At 66.8% G+C, this 22,414-nt stretch carries 23 protein-coding genes and 1 pseudogene; 14 read left to right on the top strand and 10 right to left on the bottom strand.

All coding sequences use genetic code 11. The features are described 5' to 3' along the window. Positions 1 to 127 precede the first annotated feature (127 nt). Entirely contained in the window at positions 128 to 991 is an 864-nt protein-coding gene (locus tag IHQ52_RS20315) for an AraC family transcriptional regulator (protein ID WP_006435934.1), read from the top strand. 60 nt (positions 992 to 1,051) lie between these two features. Here IHQ52_RS20315 and cynS read toward each other — a convergent pair whose 3' ends face one another. After that, on the bottom strand, positions 1,052 to 1,504 hold the full coding sequence (gene cynS, locus IHQ52_RS20310; protein WP_006435935.1) for a cyanase: 453 nt from the start codon (positions 1,502 to 1,504) through the stop codon (positions 1,052 to 1,054). A gap of 320 nt (positions 1,505 to 1,824) precedes the next feature. Between cynS and IHQ52_RS20305 the strand changes: the two genes are divergently transcribed. Beyond that, entirely contained in the window at positions 1,825 to 2,703 is an 879-nt protein-coding gene (locus IHQ52_RS20305) for a formate/nitrite transporter family protein (RefSeq protein ID WP_006435936.1), read from the top strand. Here the strand turns inward: IHQ52_RS20305 and IHQ52_RS20300 are convergent. Continuing rightward, complete coding sequence (locus tag IHQ52_RS20300) at positions 2,690 to 4,768, bottom strand: DUF2339 domain-containing protein (protein ID WP_182155789.1); 2,079 nt, start codon at positions 4,766 to 4,768, stop codon at positions 2,690 to 2,692. The two genes, IHQ52_RS20305 and IHQ52_RS20300, sit on opposite strands and share 14 nt — an antisense overlap. 98 nt (positions 4,769 to 4,866) lie before the next feature. On the opposite strand from IHQ52_RS20300, the gene IHQ52_RS23620 reads away from it, so the two are divergent. Next, positions 4,867 to 4,992, top strand: coding sequence for a hypothetical protein (locus IHQ52_RS23620; RefSeq protein WP_255219186.1), 126 nt, complete (start codon positions 4,867 to 4,869; stop codon positions 4,990 to 4,992). An 86-nt stretch (positions 4,993 to 5,078) separates the two neighbouring features. Continuing rightward, the gene (locus tag IHQ52_RS20295) at positions 5,079 to 6,371 is read left to right on the top strand and encodes an MFS transporter (RefSeq protein ID WP_182155787.1); all 1,293 of its coding nucleotides are present in this window, start codon (positions 5,079 to 5,081) and stop codon (positions 6,369 to 6,371) included. Here the strand turns inward: IHQ52_RS20295 and IHQ52_RS20290 are convergent. Next, positions 6,352 to 6,954, bottom strand: a complete 603-nt coding sequence (locus IHQ52_RS20290; protein ID WP_006435939.1) for a TetR/AcrR family transcriptional regulator — start codon at positions 6,952 to 6,954, stop codon at positions 6,352 to 6,354. The two genes, IHQ52_RS20295 and IHQ52_RS20290, sit on opposite strands and share 20 nt — an antisense overlap. 180 nt (positions 6,955 to 7,134) lie before the next feature. On the opposite strand from IHQ52_RS20290, the gene IHQ52_RS20285 reads away from it, so the two are divergent. From IHQ52_RS20285 to urtE, 6 genes are all read left to right on the top strand, one after another. Next, positions 7,135 to 8,181, top strand: coding sequence for an oxygenase MpaB family protein (locus tag IHQ52_RS20285; RefSeq protein ID WP_238063869.1), 1,047 nt, complete (start codon positions 7,135 to 7,137; stop codon positions 8,179 to 8,181). Between the two features lie 314 nt (positions 8,182 to 8,495). Next, positions 8,496 to 9,779, top strand: coding sequence for an urea ABC transporter substrate-binding protein (gene urtA / locus IHQ52_RS20280; protein WP_238063868.1), 1,284 nt, complete (start codon positions 8,496 to 8,498; stop codon positions 9,777 to 9,779). An 85-nt stretch (positions 9,780 to 9,864) separates the two neighbouring features. Then, entirely contained in the window at positions 9,865 to 10,752 is an 888-nt protein-coding gene (urtB, locus tag IHQ52_RS20275) for an urea ABC transporter permease subunit UrtB (RefSeq protein WP_238063862.1), read from the top strand. Then, positions 10,749 to 11,861 carry an urea ABC transporter permease subunit UrtC gene (urtC, locus tag IHQ52_RS20270; protein ID WP_238063855.1) on the top strand — a complete coding sequence of 371 codons (1,113 nt, stop codon included), beginning with the start codon at positions 10,749 to 10,751 and terminating at the stop codon, positions 11,859 to 11,861. Before urtB ends, urtC begins: the two co-directional genes overlap by 4 nt. Beyond that, positions 11,858 to 12,721 carry an urea ABC transporter ATP-binding protein UrtD gene (gene urtD / locus IHQ52_RS20265; RefSeq protein ID WP_238063851.1) on the top strand — a complete coding sequence of 288 codons (864 nt, stop codon included), beginning with the start codon at positions 11,858 to 11,860 and terminating at the stop codon, positions 12,719 to 12,721. The genes urtC and urtD overlap by 4 nt, the downstream gene beginning before the upstream one ends. Before the next feature lie 6 nt (positions 12,722 to 12,727). Continuing rightward, positions 12,728 to 13,420, top strand: a complete 693-nt coding sequence (gene urtE / locus IHQ52_RS20260; RefSeq protein ID WP_238063845.1) for an urea ABC transporter ATP-binding subunit UrtE — start codon at positions 12,728 to 12,730, stop codon at positions 13,418 to 13,420. A gap of 21 nt (positions 13,421 to 13,441) precedes the next feature. On the opposite strand, the gene IHQ52_RS20255 is transcribed toward urtE, so the two are convergent. Further along, positions 13,442 to 14,644: an RtcB family protein gene (locus IHQ52_RS20255; protein ID WP_238063836.1), complete on the bottom strand. Its 1,203-nt coding sequence runs from the start codon at positions 14,642 to 14,644 to the stop codon at positions 13,442 to 13,444. 8 nt (positions 14,645 to 14,652) lie between these two features. Continuing rightward, positions 14,653 to 15,396: a guanylate cyclase gene (locus IHQ52_RS20250; protein ID WP_182155783.1), complete on the bottom strand. Its 744-nt coding sequence runs from the start codon at positions 15,394 to 15,396 to the stop codon at positions 14,653 to 14,655. Between the two features lie 80 nt (positions 15,397 to 15,476). Here IHQ52_RS20250 and IHQ52_RS20245 point away from each other — a divergent pair, with 80 nt between their 5' ends. Then, positions 15,477 to 15,656, top strand: coding sequence for a hypothetical protein (locus IHQ52_RS20245; RefSeq protein ID WP_006435950.1), 180 nt, complete (start codon positions 15,477 to 15,479; stop codon positions 15,654 to 15,656). A gap of 67 nt (positions 15,657 to 15,723) precedes the next feature. Further along, positions 15,724 to 16,146 (top strand): hypothetical protein, encoded by a 423-nt coding sequence (locus tag IHQ52_RS20240; RefSeq protein ID WP_006435951.1) that lies wholly within the window; start codon positions 15,724 to 15,726, stop codon positions 16,144 to 16,146. A gap of 102 nt (positions 16,147 to 16,248) precedes the next feature. On the opposite strand, the gene IHQ52_RS20235 is transcribed toward IHQ52_RS20240, so the two are convergent. After that, positions 16,249 to 16,584 (bottom strand): transglycosylase family protein, encoded by a 336-nt coding sequence (locus tag IHQ52_RS20235; RefSeq protein ID WP_182155781.1) that lies wholly within the window; start codon positions 16,582 to 16,584, stop codon positions 16,249 to 16,251. 274 nt (positions 16,585 to 16,858) lie between these two features. Next, positions 16,859 to 18,169 (bottom strand): cytochrome P450, encoded by a 1,311-nt coding sequence (locus IHQ52_RS20230; protein ID WP_182155779.1) that lies wholly within the window; start codon positions 18,167 to 18,169, stop codon positions 16,859 to 16,861. A gap of 95 nt (positions 18,170 to 18,264) precedes the next feature. Between IHQ52_RS20230 and IHQ52_RS20225 the strand changes: the two genes are divergently transcribed. Next, entirely contained in the window at positions 18,265 to 18,864 is a 600-nt protein-coding gene (locus IHQ52_RS20225) for a TetR/AcrR family transcriptional regulator (protein WP_238063834.1), read from the top strand. Here the strand turns inward: IHQ52_RS20225 and IHQ52_RS20220 are convergent. Together IHQ52_RS20220 and IHQ52_RS23810 are read right to left on the bottom strand one after the other, a co-directional pair. Continuing rightward, a pseudogene (locus tag IHQ52_RS20220) lies at positions 18,861 to 19,842 on the bottom strand (IS481 family transposase). The gene IHQ52_RS20225 and the pseudogene IHQ52_RS20220 overlap by 4 nt on opposite strands. A gap of 55 nt (positions 19,843 to 19,897) precedes the next feature. After that, on the bottom strand, positions 19,898 to 20,245 hold the full coding sequence (locus IHQ52_RS23810; RefSeq protein ID WP_374978469.1) for an oxidoreductase: 348 nt from the start codon (positions 20,243 to 20,245) through the stop codon (positions 19,898 to 19,900). Between the two features lie 153 nt (positions 20,246 to 20,398). On the opposite strand from IHQ52_RS23810, the gene IHQ52_RS20210 reads away from it, so the two are divergent. Further along, positions 20,399 to 21,178, top strand: coding sequence for an enoyl-CoA hydratase (locus IHQ52_RS20210; protein WP_182154723.1), 780 nt, complete (start codon positions 20,399 to 20,401; stop codon positions 21,176 to 21,178). Between the two features lie 81 nt (positions 21,179 to 21,259). On the opposite strand, the gene IHQ52_RS20205 is transcribed toward IHQ52_RS20210, so the two are convergent. Further along, positions 21,260 to 22,411, bottom strand: coding sequence for an acyl-CoA dehydrogenase family protein (locus IHQ52_RS20205; protein WP_182154721.1), 1,152 nt, complete (start codon positions 22,409 to 22,411; stop codon positions 21,260 to 21,262). Positions 22,412 to 22,414: the final 3 nt, after the last annotated feature.

Here is a 22,414-nt window from a genome sequence, read left to right as displayed (position 1 = left end):
AGAGTAAGGCGGTGATTTCCTGCGAGTTTCCTGACAACTGGACGAGAGTGGCGATGACAGTCCCTGCCCGGAATCATCGGGTGCAAGATCGCGCGGAGCGACCATGATCATGGACGAAAGGAGAGCCATGATCGGCACGCTGAATGACCTGGTCGACTTCGTCGACCGGCACACCGACGAGACCGTCGACGTCTCCGGCTTCGCCCGGTCCCATGGGACGACTGAGTACCACCTGCGCCGGATGTTCGCCGCGCTCGCCGGAATTCCGTTCTCGGAGTACGTGCGTCGTCGTCGGATGACGCTCGCGGCAACCGATCTGGTGAGCAGTGACACCGGCCTGTTGGACATCGCCGTGCGCTACGGCTATTCCTCGGTCGAGGCGTTCGGCCGGGCATTCCGGTCGGTCCACGGTGCGTCCCCGGCGGACGTGCGGGTCCATGGCGGTCCTTTCGCAACACAAGCCGTACTCAGGTTCCGCCTGACCGTCGAAGGGAGCCGTCCGATGGACGTCACGATCACCGACCGACCCGCATTCGTACTCGCCGGGCACGCCGCACAGGTGCCGCTCATCTACCAGGGGGTCAATCCGCACATCCAGCAACACCTCGCGTCGATCGCCCCCGAGGAGCACGCTCGACTCAAGTCGCTCAACGACACCGAACCCGTCGGCATCCTCGCCGTCACCGACCAGAGCCGGCCCGACGCCCCGGAGGGAACACCGATCACGTACCTCCATGGTGTGGCCGTGCAGCAGGATTCGACGGTTCCGCCGGATCTGTCGACCATCGCGGTGGCTCCGGGTGCGTGGGCGACCTTCCGCTCGTCCGGGCCGTTCCCGGCGACCCTCCAGGAAACCTGGGCGGCAACGGCAACCGAGTGGTTCCCGTCGAACCCCTGGCGGTTACGTCCCGGGCCGACCTTCGTGCGCTACCTCGACTTGGGCGGAACCTACGCCGACGCGGAAATCTGGATGCCGATCGAGCGGGCGTGACCTGCGCGATTCATAGCTCGGAACCGCGCTGAGCGGGTTGGAGCCATGAAACGGGACTGGTCACCAGTTGTAGTCGAGGAACTTCCCGTCGAAGGTCACGACGACCCGGTCACCGCCCGGGTCGGCGCGACGCGAGATGTCGACCTTGAAGTTGATCGCGCTCATGATCCCGTCGCCGAACTCCTCGTGGATGAGTTCCTTGAGGGCGGGACCGTAGACGTCGAGGGCCTCGTAGAAGCGATAGATGGTGGGATCACTGGTCGCGGCCTCGTCCGGGGTGCGCGTCGGTTGCTGTCGCAGGCTCTCGGCGACGCCCTCGCCGAGACCGAGCATCTCGACGACCGCCGTGGCCTTGTCCGCGGGCACCGGGTGTTTTCCGAGGAGTGCCGCCACCGTCCACACCAGCGGCGCATCGATCTTGTCGGCGATGGTCGCCCAGGTGAGTCCCTGCCGGATCCGGGCCGCGACGATGAGGTCGGCGGCGTCGGACTTCGGCATGATCGGGGTGGTCATCGTGTCTCCTCGGTCGGCGCTGATGATGGCCCGTCGACGTGTGGAACTGGCGACGTCGCCGAATCCTGTTGGCACGTCGAGGGATACCTCCACCATGCACAGTTCCCGGCGGAATTCCAAGGTGCCGCTGGAACTCTTGCCAGATTTCACACGGGCGACACCGCGCCACGAGGAAGCGGTAATCCCCGAGAAACATCACCGCACCGAATCGCCCGGGAGAGGTCGATGTAACACCAGGACGTCCCGACGACACATCGTCGACATGTGGTCTCGATTCGATGGAGGCAAGAGTCACGAATCGAAACGCTCGGGAGAATCTCTTGTCTTATGTGAATCCGTCCGAATTCGCGGTGAAGATGGTCGACGCCGGTGAGGCGAAGGTGTTCCTGTCCACCCGCGACACGATCATCCGCGCCTACATGGCGGGCGCGATCCTGGCGCTCGCGGCCGCATTCGCCGTGACTGTCACCGTCCGCACCGGAGAACCGCTGCTCGGGGCGCTGCTGTTCCCGGTCGGCTTCTGCCTCCTGTACCTGATGGGCTTCGACCTCCTCACCGGGGTGTTCACGCTCGTCCCGCTCGCACTGATCGACAAACGACGCGGTGTGACGGTCAGATCGATGTTGCGCAACTGGAGTTGGGTGTTCCTGGGGAACTTCCTGGGCGCCTTCACGGTCGCGGTGATGATGGCGGTGATCGTCACCTACGGCTTCAGCGTCGATCCTGACGAGATAGGGCAGCAGCTCGGTCACATCGGGGAGAGCCGCACCGTCGGTTACGCCGAACACGGGGCCGCGGGGATGCTGACGCTGTTCATCCGCGGGGTCCTGTGCAACTGGATGGTGTCCACCGGCGTCGTCGGGGCGATGATGTCGACGTCGTTGCCCGGCAAGGTCCTCGCCATGTGGATGCCGATCATGCTGTTCTTCTACATGGGATTCGAGCACTCGATCGTCAACATGTTCCTGTTCCCGTCCGGCTTGATGCTCGGTGGTGACTTCTCGATCGGCGACTACCTCGTCTGGAACGAGATCCCCACGGTGATCGGCAATCTCGTCGGCGGGCTCACCTTCGTCGGGCTGACGATCTACATCACCCATGCGCGCACCGCCGCCGACCGTCGGCCCGTCTCCCACGATGAGACGACCGAGGTCGACGTCGCTGCGCCCGCGGAGATCGAGGCCGTCAAGACGGTCTGACGGGAGTTCCGGTTCCCGGGGGCGTGGTCGACGACCCCGGGACCCGCTCGCCGTGGAGCGCCCGGGCGTACCAGGCCCCGAGCCCCAGCAGGATCAGGCCGGTCACGATGAAGACGAGGACCCGGAAGATCCCGTCGAGGGCGGCGAGGTCGAAGAGGAACAGTTTGGCCATCGCCGCGGCGACGAGCACCAGGCCTCCGGTGAGTGCGGCGGTGCGTTCGCCGCCGGTGCGGCGCCGGGCGAAAGCCAGTGTCGCGCCGGCGAGGACGACCCAGCAGGTGGTCGCGACGACATGGCCGCCGAGGAACCCGTCGGGACCGGCGATCAGGACCCCGGAGACCACGCTGATGGCGGTGACCGCGTACACCACGACCACGGCAGCAGCGCTGTAGGCCACGCGGGCGAGGTCGCCGGCGGTGAGTCGGGTCCACCCGACGGCGATCACGATGGCCCCCGCACCGGCGAGCAGGCTTCCGATCACGATCGACAGCGAGGCGTTCTCCTCGACGAGACGGGCCTGTGCGAGGACATAGGGCGGCATGTCGTCGAGCAGGGCCGCGAATCCGATGCCCCAGATCACGGTGCTCCCGCCCAGCAGGACCAGCGACGTCGCCGACCATGAACGGGCGACCAGAGCGGTCACCGTGGCGAGGCCCAGCATCGCGGAGACGGCCACCGGCCCGTCGAAGCACACGAGGATCGCAACGAACAGCACGACGAGCGAGGTCGCGGTCCAGATCTGCGCGACGACGTCGGGCAGCGGCCCGAGGCGTTCGGTCCGCACCACCGAGCAGATCACGGTGATGCCGATGACGAGCACGGCGACCGCGGCCTCCAGTGCGACCGCACCCGCGGTGTCCATCACCTCGCCGGCGAGCAGCACCGGAACCGTCGTCGCCGACGCCAGACCGGCGAGCACCGCACGGAAACGGGTGGTGGGCATCGCCACCAGCGCACCTGCGAAACCGAGGCCGATCACGACGAGTGTGGCACCGGCGAACTGGAATCCGGTGTGCGCGGTGTTCGTGCCGCCCAGTGCGGACAGGCCGACGACGGTGAGGGGGATGGTCGGGGCCGCCAGTCGCACCGTGTGCAACCAGATCCAGTCGCGGCGCCACTGCACCCACGCCGACGCCGCGGCGAGCACGATCATGAACGCGATCAGGGTTATGTCGAGGCCCCCGGTCAGCACCGGGCCGAGGACGATGAGGGGGACCACCACGAGGAGTCCGAGATGCTCACTGCGCCAGCGGTAGGCGAGGACCAGGCCGCCGGCGGCGACGGCGCCGGCGACCGCCAGACCCGCCACGACGGGCAGCCACTCGTAGATCTTGGTGGCCGCCAGGACGTCGAGGTACCCGGCCGCGATGCCCGTTGCGGCCGTGGCGATCGCCCCGGCCCGCCCGCCTGGCTTGCGGCGCAACCAGATCGCGGTGGAGACGAGTGCAACCGCGAACATCGCGCCGCCCGCGACACGGAACTCCGGGCGCAGGATGCCGGCCTGGGCGGCCAGCACGAGCAGGAGGGCGATGCCGATCAGCGTGACGCCCACCCCGGCGGTGGCGAGGACCTTGCCGACCAGCCCCCGCTCGGCCGCTGCCGCGACCCGTTCGGACAGCGGGCGCGCGGGCGGACGCGGCGGCCGCGGAGCGCTCGGCGGTTGCGCCACCGGGGCGTACGCGGGATGCGGCCCCGGACGCGGAACCGGACGGGCGGGCGGCCCGAAGGAAAAGCTCCCATAGTTCGGCGGACGTCCGGGTGACGACCAGGCAGTCGGCGGCTGCTGCGCCATCGGCGTGGTCATCGGCGGCGTGGTCATCGGTGGAGTTGGCGCCGGAGGCGTAGGCGCCGAAGCCACGGTCGGTGGGATGAGGGGACTCGCCTGAGCCTGTTCCGCGGACTGCTGACCGGTCTGCGCGGCGGGGTTTTCGACGATCCGCCTCAGCTCGGCGAATTCGGCTGAGACCGTGGACATCTGGCGGGCGATGGCCTCGAACTCGGTGGAGATTCGCGCGAGTGTCGCGACCCCGGGCTCGCGTCCGAACATGCTGCTGGAAGTGGTCATGCACCGACCCTGTCCGCTCGCGCTCGACGGGACATGAGTAGTGCTACTCGGCGAGGTTGAGGGTTTCGTGCGGCGGGAGACGGGGGTATGCCTCCGGCATGAACGATGTGCACGATCCCACAGACCGCGGTCGGCAGGATGTGGAGAAGAGGTGGCAGGGCGCCGCCTGGTTCCTCTTCGCGTTGATGCTGGTGACGCTGTCGTTTCCGGCCATGGCCGCGTGACGACCGATGGATTGCCGGCCGGTGAGGTGAACGCCTGGAGGTGACTCGGGAGGGCCGGCCGACGAGGCTGGGGCATGATGTCTGCCATGTCGACCCCGTCGCGTACGAGCACGCTTGCCGTCGGCACCATGGTCCTGCTCACGGCCCTCTATTTCGCGCAGGGCCTGCCGTACGGGTTCTTCAGTCAGGCGGTGCCCGTCATCCTGCGGGAGGAGGGGTACTCGCTCACACAGATCAGCGTGTACGGATTGCTGTTCGCGCCGTGGGGCCTGAAGTTCTTGTGGGCGCCGTACGTCGACCGGTACGGGACACGACGCCGCTGGCTCCTGGCGATGCAGTTGACGTCCGCGACGACCGCGCTCGTCCTGGCCTGTCTCGACCTGTCCGGGACACTCGTCTGGTTGCTCGTCGGCATCGCGGTCATCAACCTGGTCTCCGCCACCCAGGACATCGCGACCGACGGACTGGCGGTGCAGAGCCTCGGACCCCGACAACGCGGCCTGGGCAACGGGATCCAGGTGGGCGCCTACCGGGTCGGCATGATCGTCGGGGGCGGCGGATTGTTGTGGCTCTTCTCGCTCGCGGGCTGGCGCAGTCTCTTCGTCGCGATGTCGGTGCTGCTCGTGGCGCTGACGCTGCCGGTGTGGTTTCTCGCCCGTACTCCCGCGGACACGACGACGACGCCGTCGGAGGACCGGGCGCATCGTTCGCGACCGTCGCCGGCACTGCTGCTGACGGGCTGGCTCGCCAGGCTTCGACGTCCCGGAGTCCTCGTGTTCATCCTGGTCGTCGGGGCGTTCAAGTTCGGCAACTCGATGGGATCGGCACTCGTCGGGCCGTTCATGTCCGACGTCGGGCTCAGCCTGGGGCAGATCGCTCTCGTGGAAGGCGCGTTGTCCTCAGCCGGTGCGCTCGCCGGTGCGGCCCTCGGCGGTTGGCTGGCGTTCCGCTACGGCCGGCGGCCGGCACTGCTGTTCGGCGGTGTCACCCAAACCCTCAGTCTGGCGCTCTATCTGGCGGCCGCGGCGGGCGCCGGCGGGTTCTGGCTCGTGGTGACCGCGAGTCTGGCCGAACACATCCTCGGTGGGGCGGCAACCGTCGCGGTCTTCACCCTCATGATGGATGCGTGCGAGAAGGGCTACGAAGGAAGCGATTACACGCTGTTCGCCTGTGCGGTCGTCGGCGTCCAGGGTGCGGCCGGGTTCGTGGCGGGCGTCGTGGGTGATCTGTTCGGATTCCCGGCGCTGTTCGGGATTGCCCTGGTGCTCTCGGGCATCGGCGTCGTCGTGATGATCAGGGCACTCGACCGCGGCATGGGGCCCGCGTCGATCCAGGCGCTGCGGAGAGCGGGCCCGCGGATCAGCGACGACCTGGTATGAGTGTCGCCAGGGCGTCGTCGACGACCCGTTCGAGGTCGTCCCCGAGGCTGCCGGCGAGGAACTGCTGCGCCAGCTCGGCCATGGCCCCGGTGAAGACGGCCGCCCGCACCCGCCCGGTGAGCGGATCGACCTCCCGGGCGTCGGCCTCGGCGAAGGAGAGTTCGAAGAGCATCTCCTGCGTCGCGGCGCGTCGTTGCGCGAGTACGGGATTGGTGCGTGCCTCGGTGAACAGGATGCGGCCGCGACGGGGATCCTCGGAGGCGTGACCGAGGACCGCGAGCATGCCGGCGCGGGTCCGGGCACGGACGGAACGGCCGGCAGTCGTCATCGCGGCCTCGACCACCGTGCCCAGTTCGGCGGCCGTGGCGTCGTAGACGGCACCGAGGAGCTCGTCGGTGTCGGTGAAGCTCTCGTAGAAGTACCTGGTGTTGAAACCGCAGTGACGGCACACCGCGCGCACCGACAGCTCGGTCTCGGGTCCGTCGCCCCCGAAGATGTCGAAGGCCGCGGCGACGAGGATCGCTCGTCGCTCTGCGCGGCGGTCCTCCAGGGGAACGCCGGCCCACCGGGTCGGACTGGACATCGTTTCACCATAGACGGACCGCACCGGACCTGAGCCAGGTCTGGTCACATGTGTAACCAAAGCGTTAAAGTGGACACAACCGTGACCACACGGCGACCGTGCCGCACGGCGTCGCCGTATCGGCAGCCGGAGCCGGGACCAGCCCGCCCCCCGTGTGTCGGTACCGAGAAAGGACGACCGATGAACGTGCCTCTGGCGCCCGTACGATTGCCGTCGACCGAATGGGTTCCGCTGGACCTGCCGCACGAGATGCTCGGATCGTGGCTCAACGGCAAATTCGACGAGAACGTCCGCGCGAAGTTCTTCCGGGGGATGGAGTTCGAGAGTCCGGTCGGTGATCCCGGGTGGTTCGGTCCCGACAGCGCCACCTGGTACGTCCACTCGCACACGCCGGCGCTGATCTTCGGCCTGCAGTGTGCGTCGTACCTCGAGCGTCTCGACCCCAGCATCTTCTGGATGGGGATGCATCACTCCCGTCTGGTCCGGCGGCGTGAGGACGGCACCCCGACCATGTCGATAGACCCCGACGGCGCCATGGCCCGCCTCGGGCACTCCCTGGCCTTCTTCATGGGCACCGCCTATGGATCGACGGAAACCGCTGAGCGACTGGCACGTACGGTGCGCGCCATGCACCACACGATCAAGGGGGTCCGCCCGGACGGCGCCACCTACGACGCAGACGACCCGGACTGGCTGCGGTGGAACTACGCGACGGTCGTGTGGGGTATCGCCACGGCGCACGAGATCTACCATCCCCGACCCTTGCGGGGAGTCGAACTCGACCGGTACTACGGGGAATTCGTGCGCGTGGGGCATTCGCTCGGTGGCACCGACCTGCCGGCCACCAAGGCGGAGACCCTGGAATGTCTCGAGTCGTATCTGCCGCGTCTCGCCCTCACACACGGCAACGCGATGGCCACGGGCGTCAACGTGAAGAATCCTGCGCAGGCGGCAGTGGACTGGGCGATCCGCGACACCATGCCCCGGTGGGCGAAACAGTTGATCTCCTATGTGCCGCCGAATCCGCTCGAGCGTCGGGCCCGGCGTTCGGCGGTCTGGACCATCATCAACTCGGCGCACCTGTCGATGGGGGAGGCTCCGGAGTTCGCCGCCGCCCGGCGTCGCGTCGCCGGCGGTACCGATGTGCCGCACACCCTTCCGCGCTATGAACTCGGCTCCGACCCCGAGCTCAGTCGCGCAGAGGTCGAGGCCACCTTCTCCCACTAGGCTTCTCACCGGCCACCGCGCCCGCGGGCGGCACATCCTCATCGAGGTGCCGCCCTTCGCCTTTCAAAAGACCCTTGCCACAACAACATTCGCTTTCGTGAATCCGGCGTGAGCCGCACTGAAGCGGAAACAGGGAATTCATCTCACGTCACGCCGGTGTAACAAAGTCAAAATACGTTTACCCCCCATACGCCAGATCGCTACCCGAGTAGCGGCGCGTATGTCATCGGGGGGTCACCAGGCGCGCAGGTGCGCCGGGTATCTGTCACGGCCTTGCCCGAGCCGACCTGAGACGTATTGAGAAAGGCCTCCGGATGCCGTTTGATTCTTTGCCGTCCGCCGTCACCCCCACACGCCGTCGGCGGTACGGCATCCTCATCCCCGCGGCACTGTCCGCCGTCGCACTCGCGCTCAGCGCCTGTGGCAGTTCGGCCAGTGACGACTCGGCCTCCAGCGCCGAGTCCTGCGTCGACACCTCGGGCGACACCATCAAGGTCGGCTCGCTGAACTCGCTGTCGGGCACGATGGCGATCTCCGAGGTCACCGTGCGCGACTCGATCAAGCTGGCCGTCGACCAGATCAACGACGACGGAGGCGTGCTGGGCAAGCAGATCCAGCTCATCGGTGAGGACGGTGCGTCCGAGCCCACCATCTTCGCCGAGAAGGCCGAGAAGCTGATCTCGAGCGACTGTGTCGCAGCGGTGTTCGGCGGTTGGACGTCGTCGAGCCGCAAGGCCATGCTCCCGGTGTTCGAGGACAACAACTCGCTGCTGTACTACCCGGTGCAATACGAGGGACTCGAGTCGTCGAAGAACATCTTCTACACCGGCGCCACCACCAACCAGCAGATCGTGCCGGCGCTGGAGTACCTGAAGGAGAAGGGCGTCAAGTCCCTCTACCTGGTCGGCAGCGACTACGTCTTCCCGCAGACGGCCAACCGGATCATCAAGGCCTACGCCGCAGCGAACGGCATCGAGATCAAGGGCGAGGACTACACCCCGCTCGGTTCGACGGACTTCTCGACCATCGTCAACAAGGTCCGCACCGCCGACGCCGACGCCGTGTTCAACACCCTCAACGGCGACTCCAACGTGGCGTTCTTCCGTGAGTACAAGAATGTCGGACTGACCCCGCAGGCGATGCCGGTCGTGTCGGTGTCGATCGCCGAAGAAGAGGTCGGCGGCATCGGCGTGGACAACATCGAGGGCCAGCTCACCGCGTGGGACTACTACCAGACGGTCGACAACCCGGTGAACAAGTCCTTCGTCAAGGACTACAAGGACGCCTACGGTGCCAACAAGCCCACCTCGGACCCGATGGAGGCCGCCTACGTCTCGGTGTACCTGTGGAAGAACACCGTCGAGAAGGCGAAGTCCTTCGCGGTCGCCGATATCCAGAAGGCCGCCGGCGGGGTCACTTTCGACGCACCCGAGGGTCTGGTCACCATCGACGGGGAGAACCACCACATCACCAAGACCGCTCGCATCGGTGAGATCCGCGGCGACGGTCTCATCTACACGGTGTGGGATTCGGGCCAGCCGATCGAGCCGGACCCGTACCTCAAGTCCTACCCGTGGGCCGAGGGTCTCAGCAGCTGACGCGACGTGACCCGTCTCGAGCCGCGCGCTCGAGGCGGGTCACGCCTGTGCCCCTCACCGACACCCACGACGAACGGATGGTGACGTGGAAACCGTTATCGGACAGCTCTTCACCGGGCTCAGTCTCGGTTCGATCCTGTTGTTGGCAGCACTCGGCCTGTCCCTGACCTTCGGTCAGATGGGCGTGATCAACATGGCCCACGGGTCATTCATCATGGCCGGTTCCTACACCGCTTACTCGGTACAGGAATACCTGATCAGCAATGCCGGTGTGTCCCTGATCGTCTCGCTCGTCATCGGCTTCCTCGTCGGTGGTCTCATGGGTGTGCTACTCGAGGTCACCCTCATCAAACGCATGTATGACCGACCGCTCGACACCCTCCTGGTGACGTTCGGCGTCGGACTCATCCTGCAGCAGCTCGCCCGCGACATCTTCGGTGCGCCTGCGGTCGACGTGACCGCGCCGCCGTGGCTGTCGGGCGGTGTCGACATCCTCGGTGCGGTGGTTCCCAAGACCCGCCTGTTCATCATGCTGCTGGCCGTCATCGCCGTGGTCGCGATCGCCGTCACGATGAAGTACACCCCGATGGGGCGTCGCATCCGTGCCGTCGTGCAACACCGCGACCTGGCGGAGACCAGTGGGATCTCCAGCCGCACCACGGACATCACGACCTTCTTCATCGGTTCGGGACTGGCCGGCGTCGCCGGTGTGGCGCTGACCCTCATCGGTTCGACCAGTTCGAACACCGGCATGACGTACCTGATCGACGCCTTCCTCGTGGTCGTCATCGGCGGCCTGGGCCAGATCAAGGGCGCGGTCATCGCGGCCATCGCCCTGGGCATCCTGAACTCGTTCATCGAATACAACACGACCGCATCGGTGGCCAAGGTCGCCGTGTTCGTGATCATCGTGATCTTCCTGCAGATCCGCCCCCAGGGCCTGTTCACGGTCCAGTCGAGGAGTCTCGTGTGAAGGACTATTTCAGCGGTCACTGGAAGACCTACGCCGGATTTGCCGTCGCGGCGGTGCTCCTGTTCGGAGTCGCGCCGGCGGTGCTCTCCGATTTCCGGCTCAACCTGCTCGGCAAGTTCCTGTGCTTCGGCATCGTGGCCGTCGGTATCGGTCTGGCCTGGGGTCGCGGCGGCATGCTGACCCTCGGTCAGGGTGTGTACTTCGGACTCGGCGCCTACATCATGGCGATGCATCTGAAGATCGCCGACGCGGAACTCCGCGGCGACGACGTCCCGGACTTCATGCAGATCGCCGGCATTCGGGAACTGCCCGGATACTGGAAGCCGTTCGCGTCGCCGGTGGTGACGATCCTCGGCATCCTGTTCGTGCCCACCGTGATCGCCGTCCTGCTCGGCCTGGGTGTGTTCAAGCGGAAGGTGAAGGGCGCCTACTTCGCGATCCTGTCGCAGGCGCTGGCCGCGGCTTTCGCGATCCTGCTCATCGGACAGCAGAGCACCGGTGGCAGCAACGGGCTCAACCGCTTCCGCAGCTTCTTCGGTCTCGCACTCAACGACCCGGTCAACCGGCAGTTGCTGTTCTTCATCGCGGCGGGCACCCTGCTCGTGGTCGTCGCACTCACCCGGCAGCTGATGTACAGCCGCTACGGCGAGCTGCTCGTCGCCGTGCGCGACCAGGAGGAGCGCGTCCGCTTCCTGGGGTACGACCCGGCGAACGTCAAGGTCGTCGCCTACGCGATCGCGGCACTGTTCGCGAGCATCGCCGGCGCCCTGTTCGTGCCGATCGTCGGCATCATTTCGCCCGCCGACGTCGGGATCGTCCCGTCGATCGCCTTCCTCATCGGCGTCGCGATCGGTGGGCGCACCACACTGCTCGGCCCGGTCCTGGGCGCGATCGCGGTCGCGTGGGCGCAGACCAGCCTGTCGGAGAACTTCCCGTCCGGATGGACCTACGCCCAGGGCGTTCTGTTCGTCGTCGTCGTCGGCTTCTTCCCGGCCGGACTCGCCGGACTCGGCGCTGTGTTCCGGTGGCGTCGTCAGAGACCGGCCGCTCCGTCGCCCACCGGTGACATCGACGAGCACACCACCAGCAAGGTAGGAGCCTCCTCATGAGCGGAACCGAGACGAGCACGATCGAACCGGTCGCCGGTGGCAACGCCGGAATGGAGAGCGACTACCTCCAGGTGCGCGGCCTCAGCGTCGAGTTCGACGGTTTCAAGGCCGTATCCGATGTGGATCTCACACTGCTGCAAGGAGATCTGCGCTTCCTGATCGGTCCCAACGGCGCGGGCAAGACGACCATCATCGACGCGATCACCGGCCTCGTCAAACCCACCGGCTCGATTCAGAAGTCGGGTGTGGAACTCGTCGGCAAGAAGGTGCACCAGATCGCGCGTCTCGGCGTCGGCCGGACCTTCCAGACCGCCAGCGTGTTCGAGGAACTGAGCGTGCTGCAGAATCTCGACATCGCCGCCGGGGCGGGACGGTCGGTGTGGACCATGCTGCGCCGCCGGCCCGCCGAGATCCCCGAGGGAATAGCCGAAGCCCTGGAGACCATCGGCCTGCAGGACCTGCGCGACACCCCCGCCGGTGTGCTCGCGCACGGGCAGAAACAGTGGCTGGAGATCGGCATGCTGCTGGTGCAGAACGCCTCGGTGCTGCTGCTCGACGAACCGGTTGCCGGGATGAGCCACGAGGAGCGCGAGGAGACCGGAAACCTGTTGCGCCGCATCGGCGGTGAGCGGACGGTCGTGGTCGTCGAACACGACATGGACTTCATGCGGGCGTTCGCGACGTCGGTGACGGTGCTCGCCCGTGGCCAGGTGCTGGCCGAGGGCAGTGTCGCCGAGGTGCAGGCCAATCCGAAGGTCCAGGAGGTCTACCTCGGAACCGCCGCCGGCGGTGAGGAACTCGAGGAGATCGCCGCCGAATCAGCGGACGGACCCACCGCGTCGACCGAGAAGAAGGGCTGACGGGAGATGCTGAAACTCTCCGGAGTGCACGCCGGATACGGCCGGACCGAGGTGATCCACGGGGTCGACATCGAGGTCCCCACCGACGGTGTCGTCGCGGTGATGGGCCACAACGGCGCCGGCAAGACCACGCTGCTGCGTGCCGCCGTCGGCCTCGTGAAGACCACCCGGGGCTCCATCACCTTCGACGATGTCGACATCACCAAGGCTCGTCCGAGCTCGCGGGTGAAGCACGGCATCGCCTATGTCCCGCAGGGACAGCAGAGCTTCGCCCACCTGACCACCGCGGAGAACCTGCAGGTGGTGGCCGACGGTCGCAAACGTGGCAAGGAACTCGTCGCCGAGATGCTCGACATGTTCCCGGCGCTGAAAGAACTGCTCGGTCGACGTGCAGGTCTGCTGTCGGGTGGTCAGCGTCAGCAACTCGCGATCGCCCGGGCCCTCATCACCGAACCGCGCATGCTCATCCTCGACGAACCCACCGAGGGCATCCAGCCCTCGGTGGTCGCCGAGATCGAACAGACCATCACCACCCTCACCCGGCGAGGCGGGCTCGGCGTGCTGCTCGTCGAGCAGCACATCGGGTTCGCTCTCGAAGCGGCACAACAGTATTACGTGCTCGAGAGCGGCCGGGTCACGTCGTCGGGTGAGGGCGGTACGGCGGCGGAGACCACCGTCCGTGAGGCCATGACGATCTGACGAGCGTCTCTGACGGCGCGGTCATATGCCCTTCACGTTGAGCAGCTGGGTCAGCACCGCCTCGACCTCGACCAGATCACGGGCGTCGTCCATGATCTGGTCGATCGGCTTGTAGGCGGCCGGGATCTCGTCGATCCATTCCTTGCCGTGCCGGTACTCGATACCGGTCATCGCCGCGGCGAGGTCGTCGAGGGTGAACAGCTTCTTCGCCTTGGTCCGGGAGAACCGTCGTCCCGCGCCGTGCGGGGCGGAGAACAATCCCGACTCGTTTCCGCGCCCGCGCACCACATACGACTTGGTGCCCATCGACCCCGGGATCAGGCCGTACCTCCCGGCACTGGCGTCGATCGCGCCCTTCCGGGTGAGCCACACCGTCTTGCCGCCGATCTCCACGTGCTCGGTGTAGTTGTGGTGACAGTTGATCCGCCGCACCTCCACCTCGTCGGCCGGACGAAACGAGTTGTCTCCCAACCATTCGCCGAACACCGTGACGAAACGGTCCATCATCTCGGCCCGGTTCTCGAAGGCGAACCGCTGTGCCCACCGCAACTCCCGGATGTAGTCCCCGAACTCCGGTGTTCCGGCGGCGAGATGAGCAAGCTCGGGGTGGGCGAGCGGGATGTGCCGACGCCTGCACAGCTCCTGGGCGATCTTGATGTGCTTCTGCGCAATCTTGTTGCCGACGCCACGGCTGCCCGAGTGCAGGAACAACCAGATACTTCCCGAGCCGTCGCCCTCGACCTGTTCGGACAACTCGATGAAGTGGTTTCCGCCGCCGAGTGAACCCAGCTGTTCGCGCCACTTCGGGGAGTGGGACAGGTCGACGTTCTTCTCCGCTGCGGCCTTCTCCAGCTCGGCGACCCGGGACTCGGTGTGCGGGTAGAGGACGGCCTTGTTGTAGTTGCCCGGTGACAGCGGGATCGTCGACTCGACGCGACGCCGCAGGTCGGCGAGGTCGAAGCCGGCGATGTCGTCCTTGCCGATGGAGGTCTGCACGCCGATCATCCCGCAGCCGATGTCGACGCCGACCGCGGCCGGGATCACGGCGTCGATGGTCGGGATGACCGTGCCGACCGCGGATCCCTTGCCCGCGTGGGCGTCGGGCATGAGCGCGACGTGCGGATGGATGAACGGCAGTGTCGAGATCCCGTGCGCCTGCGACCGCGTCGTGTCGTCGAGGATCGAGGCGAAGCTGAGTACCTTCGGTGCGATCATCTCGGGCATTGTGTTCCCTACGAGAGATGGACCGCGATCTCCGGTCCGAGGGTGTGCGGTGCGTGGAGGGGGAGACGGTCGCCGCTCCAGAACCGGCCCGGGTCGAACCAGTTGGAGCCCTTGGTGGTGTCGAGAATGCCCATGTCGCGGTAGGTGATCGCGACGACCTCGGCGCAATACGCGGCTTCGAGGCTCACCGGCTCCGGCGCCGAGACCTCGTGCTGCCGTTGGTCACGACGTTCCCGGACCTTGCGATCGAGGTAGGGGATGCCGCGCACCAGGTCGACGGAGTTGGGGATACGACCACGGAACCATCGTCCGGCGAGACGTGCGGTGGTCGGTAACGGGGTGCCGTCGAGTCGCGCGATCACCTTGAGCAGATGGTCTTCCTGCTCCCTGGTGACCTCGGGACTGAGCTGACGAATCCAGCACGCCTGCTCGTACCGCACCATCCACTGTTCGACGGCCTCGCGCGCATCGTGCAGCTGGACGCCGCGGTGGTTCGACCCGGTCCAGACGTCGGTGAGTTTGTCGCCGAGTTCGGCGTGCCAGAGGAGCGGCGGCAGATCGTCGATGCAGACAGCCATCGCGACATGGTTCACCGGCGCGTTGGTGAGGGTGCGGATGGCGCGGTCGGGGCCTGAATCGCCGCGGAACAGCCAGACGTCGCCGGTGCGGGTGGCCTCGAGCGCTGTGGTCAGCGAGACGCCGCCGGACTCGCCGGCGAGGTCGGCGCGGCGCGGTTTTCTCCTGGTGGGCACCTCAGCAGGGTAGAGCCTCGTCGGCCCTCGCAGCCATCGGTGGCGGTGACGATCGTTCCGATGCGACTTATCCTGCCCCCATGAGGAATCTGTGGAAGTGGCTCGGCCTCGCCGGTGCCGTCGGCGTGACGACCGGCGGGGTGCTGATCGCGCGGGACCAGCGGCAGCGCAACGCCTACTCGGCCGACGATGTCCGCGAACGTCTGCATCGACGCCTGGCGGAGGCCGACACCGCAGGTGGCGGAGACGAACGATCCTGAGGACACTGGTGGGCGAGGTCGGCCCCGCGGTCGGCCGGGCAAAGCCGAACCACAGATAGGGAACACCATGAGCGACAACAGCGGATTCGGCGGCGGACCGTTCAACTTCGGCCCGGAGGACTTCGACCGGTTCGCGCGTGAGGCGGGAGAGGGCCTGCGCGACGTCTTCGGGAAGCTCTTCGAGGGTCAGGCCGGTCCCGGAGCGTTCTCGATGTTCTTCGACGAGGCGGCCCGAGGCCGCACCCGGACGCAGCCGCGTCCGGAGACAGCCGGTGAGACCGGATCGGGTGTGTGGGCCGTGTTCGTCGTCGACGAGGACGGCGGGGCCCGCGTCGAGCAGGTCTATGCCACCGAACTCGATGCGCTACGTGCCAACAAGAACAACACCGACCCGCGTCGCAAGGTGCGCTTCCTGCCGTATGGCATCGCGGTCAGTGCTCTCGACGAGGCGCTCGACGCGGAACCGGGTGACGACGAGAAATCGGACTGAGCGCGGTCGGGGAAACGCATGAGGCCGGTGAGTCCGAGGTGGACTCACCGGCCTCATGGTTTCGGTGATGCAGTCACGGCACCTGAGGCGCCGGTACTGCTATCAGAGGTTCGCGCCGCAGGTCGGCCACGCGCCGGGGCCCTGGGTGGCGAGGACGTTCTCCGCAACGCGGATCTGCTCCTCACGCGAGGCGTCTGCCGGGTTACCGGTGCCACCGTTGGCCTGCCAGGTGCTCATCGAGAACTGCAGGCCGCCGTAGTAGCCGTTGCCGGTGTTGATGGACCAGTCGCCACCGCTCTCGCACTGGGCGACAGCGTCCCAGTTGCCGGAGTCGGCCGAGGCGGTGGACGCCAGCATGCCGAACGGTGCTGCGGTGAGTGCGCCGACGACAGCGGCACGGGCGACGAGCTTGGTCGTATGCGTCTTGGTCATTCGCATGGTCTTCGTTCCTCCTATCACCACCCGGGGTTGGCAAGGTGGTTGATTTCGGACCGGGGCCGACCATACGGCTTGGTAACGTTAAGGTCACGTCATCCTCGTGACCTGCGGAATTTTGGTAACGCACGGATAACGGTGTTAGCTTTGGGGTAAAAGCCCAGCGCACCGCGGCATTCCGCGGAGGGGCGCGGAGCCCGGTGTTCGGACGCGTTCGATGACGAAGGTCACACACAAAATGTGGTGCGGACCACTTGCTCGCGGGGTGTTTGCGCGACTAGGGACGCCGTCTCACGGCGATGCGTCCACCGCCTGCAGGGGCGTAGGCGACGCCCCGCGAGAACCAGCGCTCCGCGCGGTCGTCGGTCGGGAGCAGCTCGAAGTCGCTCAGCACGGTCCGGAGCACCACGTCCATCTCCATCGTCGCGAAAGCGGCGCCGATGCAGCGCCGGGTCCCGCCGCCGAAGGGCAACCAGGCCGCTGGCGGCGCGGTGCCCAGGAAGCGGGTCGGATCGAACCGTTCCGGATTGCCGAACTCACGGCTGTCGGCGTGGAGCAGGGCGATGGAGACCATTACGTTGTATCCACGCGGGATGCGCCAGCGGCCGAGTTCGAGGTGGTCGGCGACCACGTGCCGGGCGGCGAAGTCGATGACGGGACGGCTGCGCTGGGTCTCGAGAATGGTCGCGTGCCGGTACTCGGTGCCGCCGGCGTCGACCTCGGTGACGAGTTCGGCCAGGGCGTCGGGGTGGCGACGGAGGCGTTCGAAAGCCCACGCGAGAGTCGTGCCCGTGGTCTCGTGACCCGCGGCCAGCATGGTGAGCAGCTCGTCGCCGATCTCCTCGTCGTCCATGCCCGTGCCGTCCTCATAGGTGCTGCGCAGCATGAGGGCGAGGATGTCGTCACGCTCTTCCAGGCGTGAGTCGTTGCGCGACTTGGTGATCAGGTCGCCGATGTAGGTCTTGTACTCCGCATGCATGCGGCGGTAGCGGTGGTTGGGATCGAGTGCCCGCAGGGCGTGGGGGAGATTCGGGAAGGTGGCCGCGCGCGAACCGGTGACGACCATCGGCGGGATCATCCTGCGTAGATTCTCGAGGTCCTTGCCCTGAGCGCCGAACACCGCCCGCAGGATCACGTTCAGCGTGATCCGCATCATCGGCTCCATCGAGGCGAACTCGGTCCCGTTCGGCCAGGTCGCCGCCTCGGTCCGGACCTCTTCCTCGACGATCTGCTCGTAGGTCTTCATCCGCTTGCCGTGCAGCGGCGGGGTCAGCAGTTTGCGGCGGGCGCGATGCTGCCTGCCCTCGAGGGAGAAGATCGACCCGGTGCCCAGGATGCGACCCAGGTTGGGCTGGACGTTGATGACCTTGTCGCCTGCGGTGAACAGTTCGCGCGCGAGCGCGGCGTCGGAGATGACGACGGCCGGGCCGAAGACGGGCAGTTTCACCGTGAAGGCCGAACCGTGCCGTCGGTGGAGGAGACCGAAGAAGTGTCTCCGGGAGGTGACCGCGGCGACGCCCTGCACAGCCGTCGGTAGGCGGGTGGCGGGCGGCAGGATCGCGTTGCCACTCATGACAGGTGTGCTCATCGGGAGTCGAGGCCTTCCGGAGGAGGGTGGTACGTCGGCGTACCAGTGACGGTACGCGGGGGTATCAGGCAGGGCAAGAGGCTTATGCTCGCTGCGTGAACTCGCATCTGTGGCCGGAAGGCGCGTCGTCGACGCGGGAACGGCTCCTGGCGGCGATGCTCGACTGTGTGGCCGGGTCGGGATACCGCGAGACCACCGTCGCCGATGTCGTCCGTGTGGCGCAGACCTCGCGGCGCTCCTTCTATCAGGAGTTCACCGACAAGCAGGACTGCTTTTTCACGCTGCTGCGGACCACCAACACGTTCATGATCTCCGAGATCGCGGCTGCGATAGATCGCGCAGCGACCCCGGAAGTGCAGGTGCGGCAGGCGGTTTCAGCCTATGTTCGCACCGGGGAAGGGTACCCCGGCCTCACGCTCAGCTGGATTCGCGAATTGCCGGCCCTGGGCCGGGAGGCGAAGTCGGTGAAGGACGAGGCGATGGAGGACTGGATCAGGTTGTTCGTCAGCCTGACATCCACCCCGGAGATGGTCGCCGCGGGCGTGTCGCCGATCAGCCGGGAGCGGGCGGTGTTCCTGTGGGGCGGGGTGCGCGAGCTGACCGCCGACGCCGTGGAATCGGGCGCGCCGCTGTCGGAGATCATCGAACCCGCGACAGCGGCATGCCTCGCCCTGATCAGAGCCGGCGGAAGCTAGCTGTTCTTCCCAGGGAGGTTGTGGACGGCGAGTCGCTCGATGGGTGATTTGCCGTCGATGCCTGTGTGGGGTCTGTGGTGATTGTAGTGATGAACCCAGTCCTGGTAGGTCTGGGCGCGGGCCTCGTCTGACAGGTAGGTCTGGGCGTAGGCCCATTCCTGGTTCAGCGTCCGGTTGAATCGTTCGACTTTGCCATTGGTTTGTGGTCGGTACGGACGGGTACGTTTGTGCGTGATCTCGGGACCCAGGGTTTGCTTGAAAAGGTGTGAGCGGTAGCAGGATCCGTTGTCGGTGAGTACCTGTTTGACGGTGACTCCGTGACTGTTGAAGTAGGCGTTCGCACGCGACCAGAATCCGGCGGCGGTCTCTTTACGTTCGTCGCCGAGGATCTCGGAGTAGGCCAGTCGGGTGTGGTCATCAGACGGCGTGATGAACGAAGGCGTAGCCGCGACCGTTCTTCTTGTTGTTGCGGTTACCGATCGTGCGTCCGAGTTTGCGGTGTCCGCCGCCGTTGGGGATCCGGCCGAGTTTCTTGATATCGACGTGGATCATGTCGCCGGGCTCTGGATGCTCGTAACGGCGTGGTCGAGGCCGGCGGACGACCAGGCCCGTGTTGTGGTCGAGATGCCGTAGCAGCGGCATCTGATACCGGCGTAACACCGCTCCGATGACGGTGCTGCAGGGCAGTTGGAGGTGGTAGGCGATGCGGTGTGGTCCCCAGCGGCGGGTGAAGCGCAGGTTGATGATTCGCCGTTCGCAGCGTGTGGGGGTCCGATTGGGGCTGCGGTGGGGTCGGCTGGATCGATCAGCCATCGCCGCGGGCCCGCCGTCCCGATAGCGGTCGGCCCATTTCTTGGCTGTGGTGGGCGAGCACTGGAACCGTTCGGCGGCTCGGCGGATCGACCAGCCCTCATCGATGATCACCGAAGCGAGTTTCAGACGCCCCTTTGGGGTCAGTGAGGCATTAGCGTGGGACATGAGGACCTCTTGGTAGCGGCGTGTGTTGTGGTAACCACACCGATACCGGAGGTCCTCACCTATTCACTGGCGCCACACCGTCCACAACGTCCCTGGTCATTACAGCTAGCGCCAGGCGCCGCGCAGATACTGAGGCGGATACGGCGCCTCGTCGCGGGGGAGGCCCAGTTCGTGTGCGGCGCGCTGCGGCCAGGACGGTTCGCGCAGGCGACGCGTCCGAAGAGGACGGCCGTGGGACGACGGCGACGGCCTCGGTGAGGATCAGACCGAAACCGCCGGCGGCACGGACGCCGAGGTGGGCGAGATGCCAGTCGGTGGGTACACCGTCGCCGGCGAAACAGCTGTATCGACACGTCGGCGCGAGCCAGATCCGGTTGGGGATCTCCAGGTCGCGGAGCGTCATCGGCTCGAAGAGCGCGGTACTGGTCACAGTTGGAGTCACCCGTCCCGGCGGCCGGCAATTCCCGGACGGTAGGTTGTGACTCAGGTCGCAGTGCCGGCGGCATCCGGTGCGCAGTTCCGGCCGATCGAGGTTCTCTGGGAGAGGGGTCCGCGGATGAGCGAGACGACAGACCGGGTGACGGTCGAGGTGGACGGGCCGCTGGGTGTGATCACCCTGTGCGCCGCGCGGCGTCGGAACCCGTTGTCCACCACCACGATGAAGGCCGTGACCGCGGGACTCCGCCGCTTCGACGAGAACTCCGAGGTGCGGGTCATCGTGATCCGAGCGGAAGGCCCGGCGTTCTCGGCCGGTCACGACCTCGGTGAACTCGTCGACCGCACGCTCGACGACGAACGCGCCGTCTTCGACACCTGCGCCGAGCTGATGCGGACCGTCCACGAGGTGCGCCAACCGGTGATCGCAGAGGTCGCCGGAATGGCCTTCGCCGCGGGGTGCCAGCTGGTTGCGACCTGTGATCTCGCGGTCGCCGGACGCAGCGCGACGTTCTCGACGCCCGGCGTACGGATCGGGCTGTTCTGCTCGACGCCGATGGTCGCGCTGACCCGCGCCATCGGTCGCAAGCGGGCCATGCACATGCTGCTGACCGGTGAGGCGATCGACGCCGAGACGGCCGCCGACTGGGGGCTCCTCAGCGGTGTCGTCGAGGACGACGAACTCGCCACGACGGTCCGCGAGTTGGCACTGCGGATCGCCGGGTCGAGTGCCCGGACGGTGTCCATCGGCAAACAGGCCTTCTACCGGCAGATCGAACTCGACGAGGCCTCGGCCTACAAGGAGATGTCGGAGACGATGGCGACCAATGCGATGACGTGCGATGCGCAGGAAGGGATGTCGGCGTTTCTGCAGAAGCGGACGCCCGTGTGGACCGAATAACCCACAAACCCACCACTTTTGGGCAAAGCCACCACCTTCAAGGTGGTGGCTTTGCCGATCTGTGGTGGGTTTGCGGATGCGTCAGACGCTGGTCTCCGCGGTCGCCTTGGCGAAACGCGCCAGATGGGCGTCGGCGGTATCGAATTCGTACTCGATGGCGGTGAGACGCTTGAAGAAGTGACCGATGGCCAGTTCCTCGGTCATGCCCATGCCTCCGTGCAGCTGCACCGAGTTCTGCCCGATGAAGCGTGCGGCGCGGCTGATCGTCGCCTTGGCGGCGGAGACCGCGGCGGCGCGCTCGGCGGGTTCGGCGTCGAGCGACAGGATCGCGAAGTACTGGGCGGCCACCGACTGCTCGAGCTGCAGGTGCATGTCCACCATGCGGTGCTGCAGCACCTGGAAGCTGCCGATCGGGACGCCGAACTGCTCGCGCTGCTTGGCGTATTCGACGGTGTCGGTGAAGACCTTCCGCATCAGTCCGACGGCATCGGAGACCACGGCTGCGGTGGCGGTGTCCCAGGCCTTCTCGAGCAGGTCGATGGCACCGTCGCCCGCGATGAGTGCGTCTCCGGGGAGCCGGACGTCGGTGAACGTGATGTCGGCGGCCTGCCGGTCGTCGATGGTGCGCAGCCGCTGGAGTTCGAGTCCCTGCGGCGCGCCGTCGGCGAGGTCGATGAGGAACAGCGACACACCCGCGGGGTCGTGCGGCTCGCCCGAGGTCCGGGCACTGACGATGAGGTAGTCGGCGATGGGTGCGGTGGTGACGACGGCCTTGCTGCCGTTGAGCACCCATCCCTCGCCGTCGCGGTCGGCGCTCGTCTCGATGCGCGACAGCACGCCGCCCGAACCGTCCTCCAGTGCGGCGAGCGCGCTGAGGGCCTCGCCCGCGGCGATACGACCGGCGGCTTCGAGCGCGACCGGGTTACCGGTGGAGTGCAGCAGTCCGGCACCGAGAACCACCGAGTCGACGAACGGCTCGACGACCAGGGCGTGTCCGAGTGCCTCGGTGACGACCATCAATTCCTCGGCGCCGCCGCCGAATCCGCCGATCTCCTCGGGCAGGTAGGCGCCGACGACGCCGAGGTCCTCGACGAAGGCCTTCCAGATCTTGGGCTGCCAGCCCTCGCCGACCTTCGCGGCGTCGCGGCTGACCTGCAGGTCGTAGCGTGCGTCGAGGAACTTGTTGAGTCCGTCGGACAGCAGCTGCTGTTCGGGGGTGAGTGTGAAGTCCATCAG

This window comes from Gordonia amicalis (assembly GCF_022059885.1).
Classification (GTDB): Bacteria; Actinomycetota; Actinomycetes; order Mycobacteriales; family Mycobacteriaceae; genus Gordonia; species Gordonia amicalis.
Note: the sequence above shows the minus strand (reverse complement) of the source record. Positions and strands in the feature narration are given on the sequence as shown.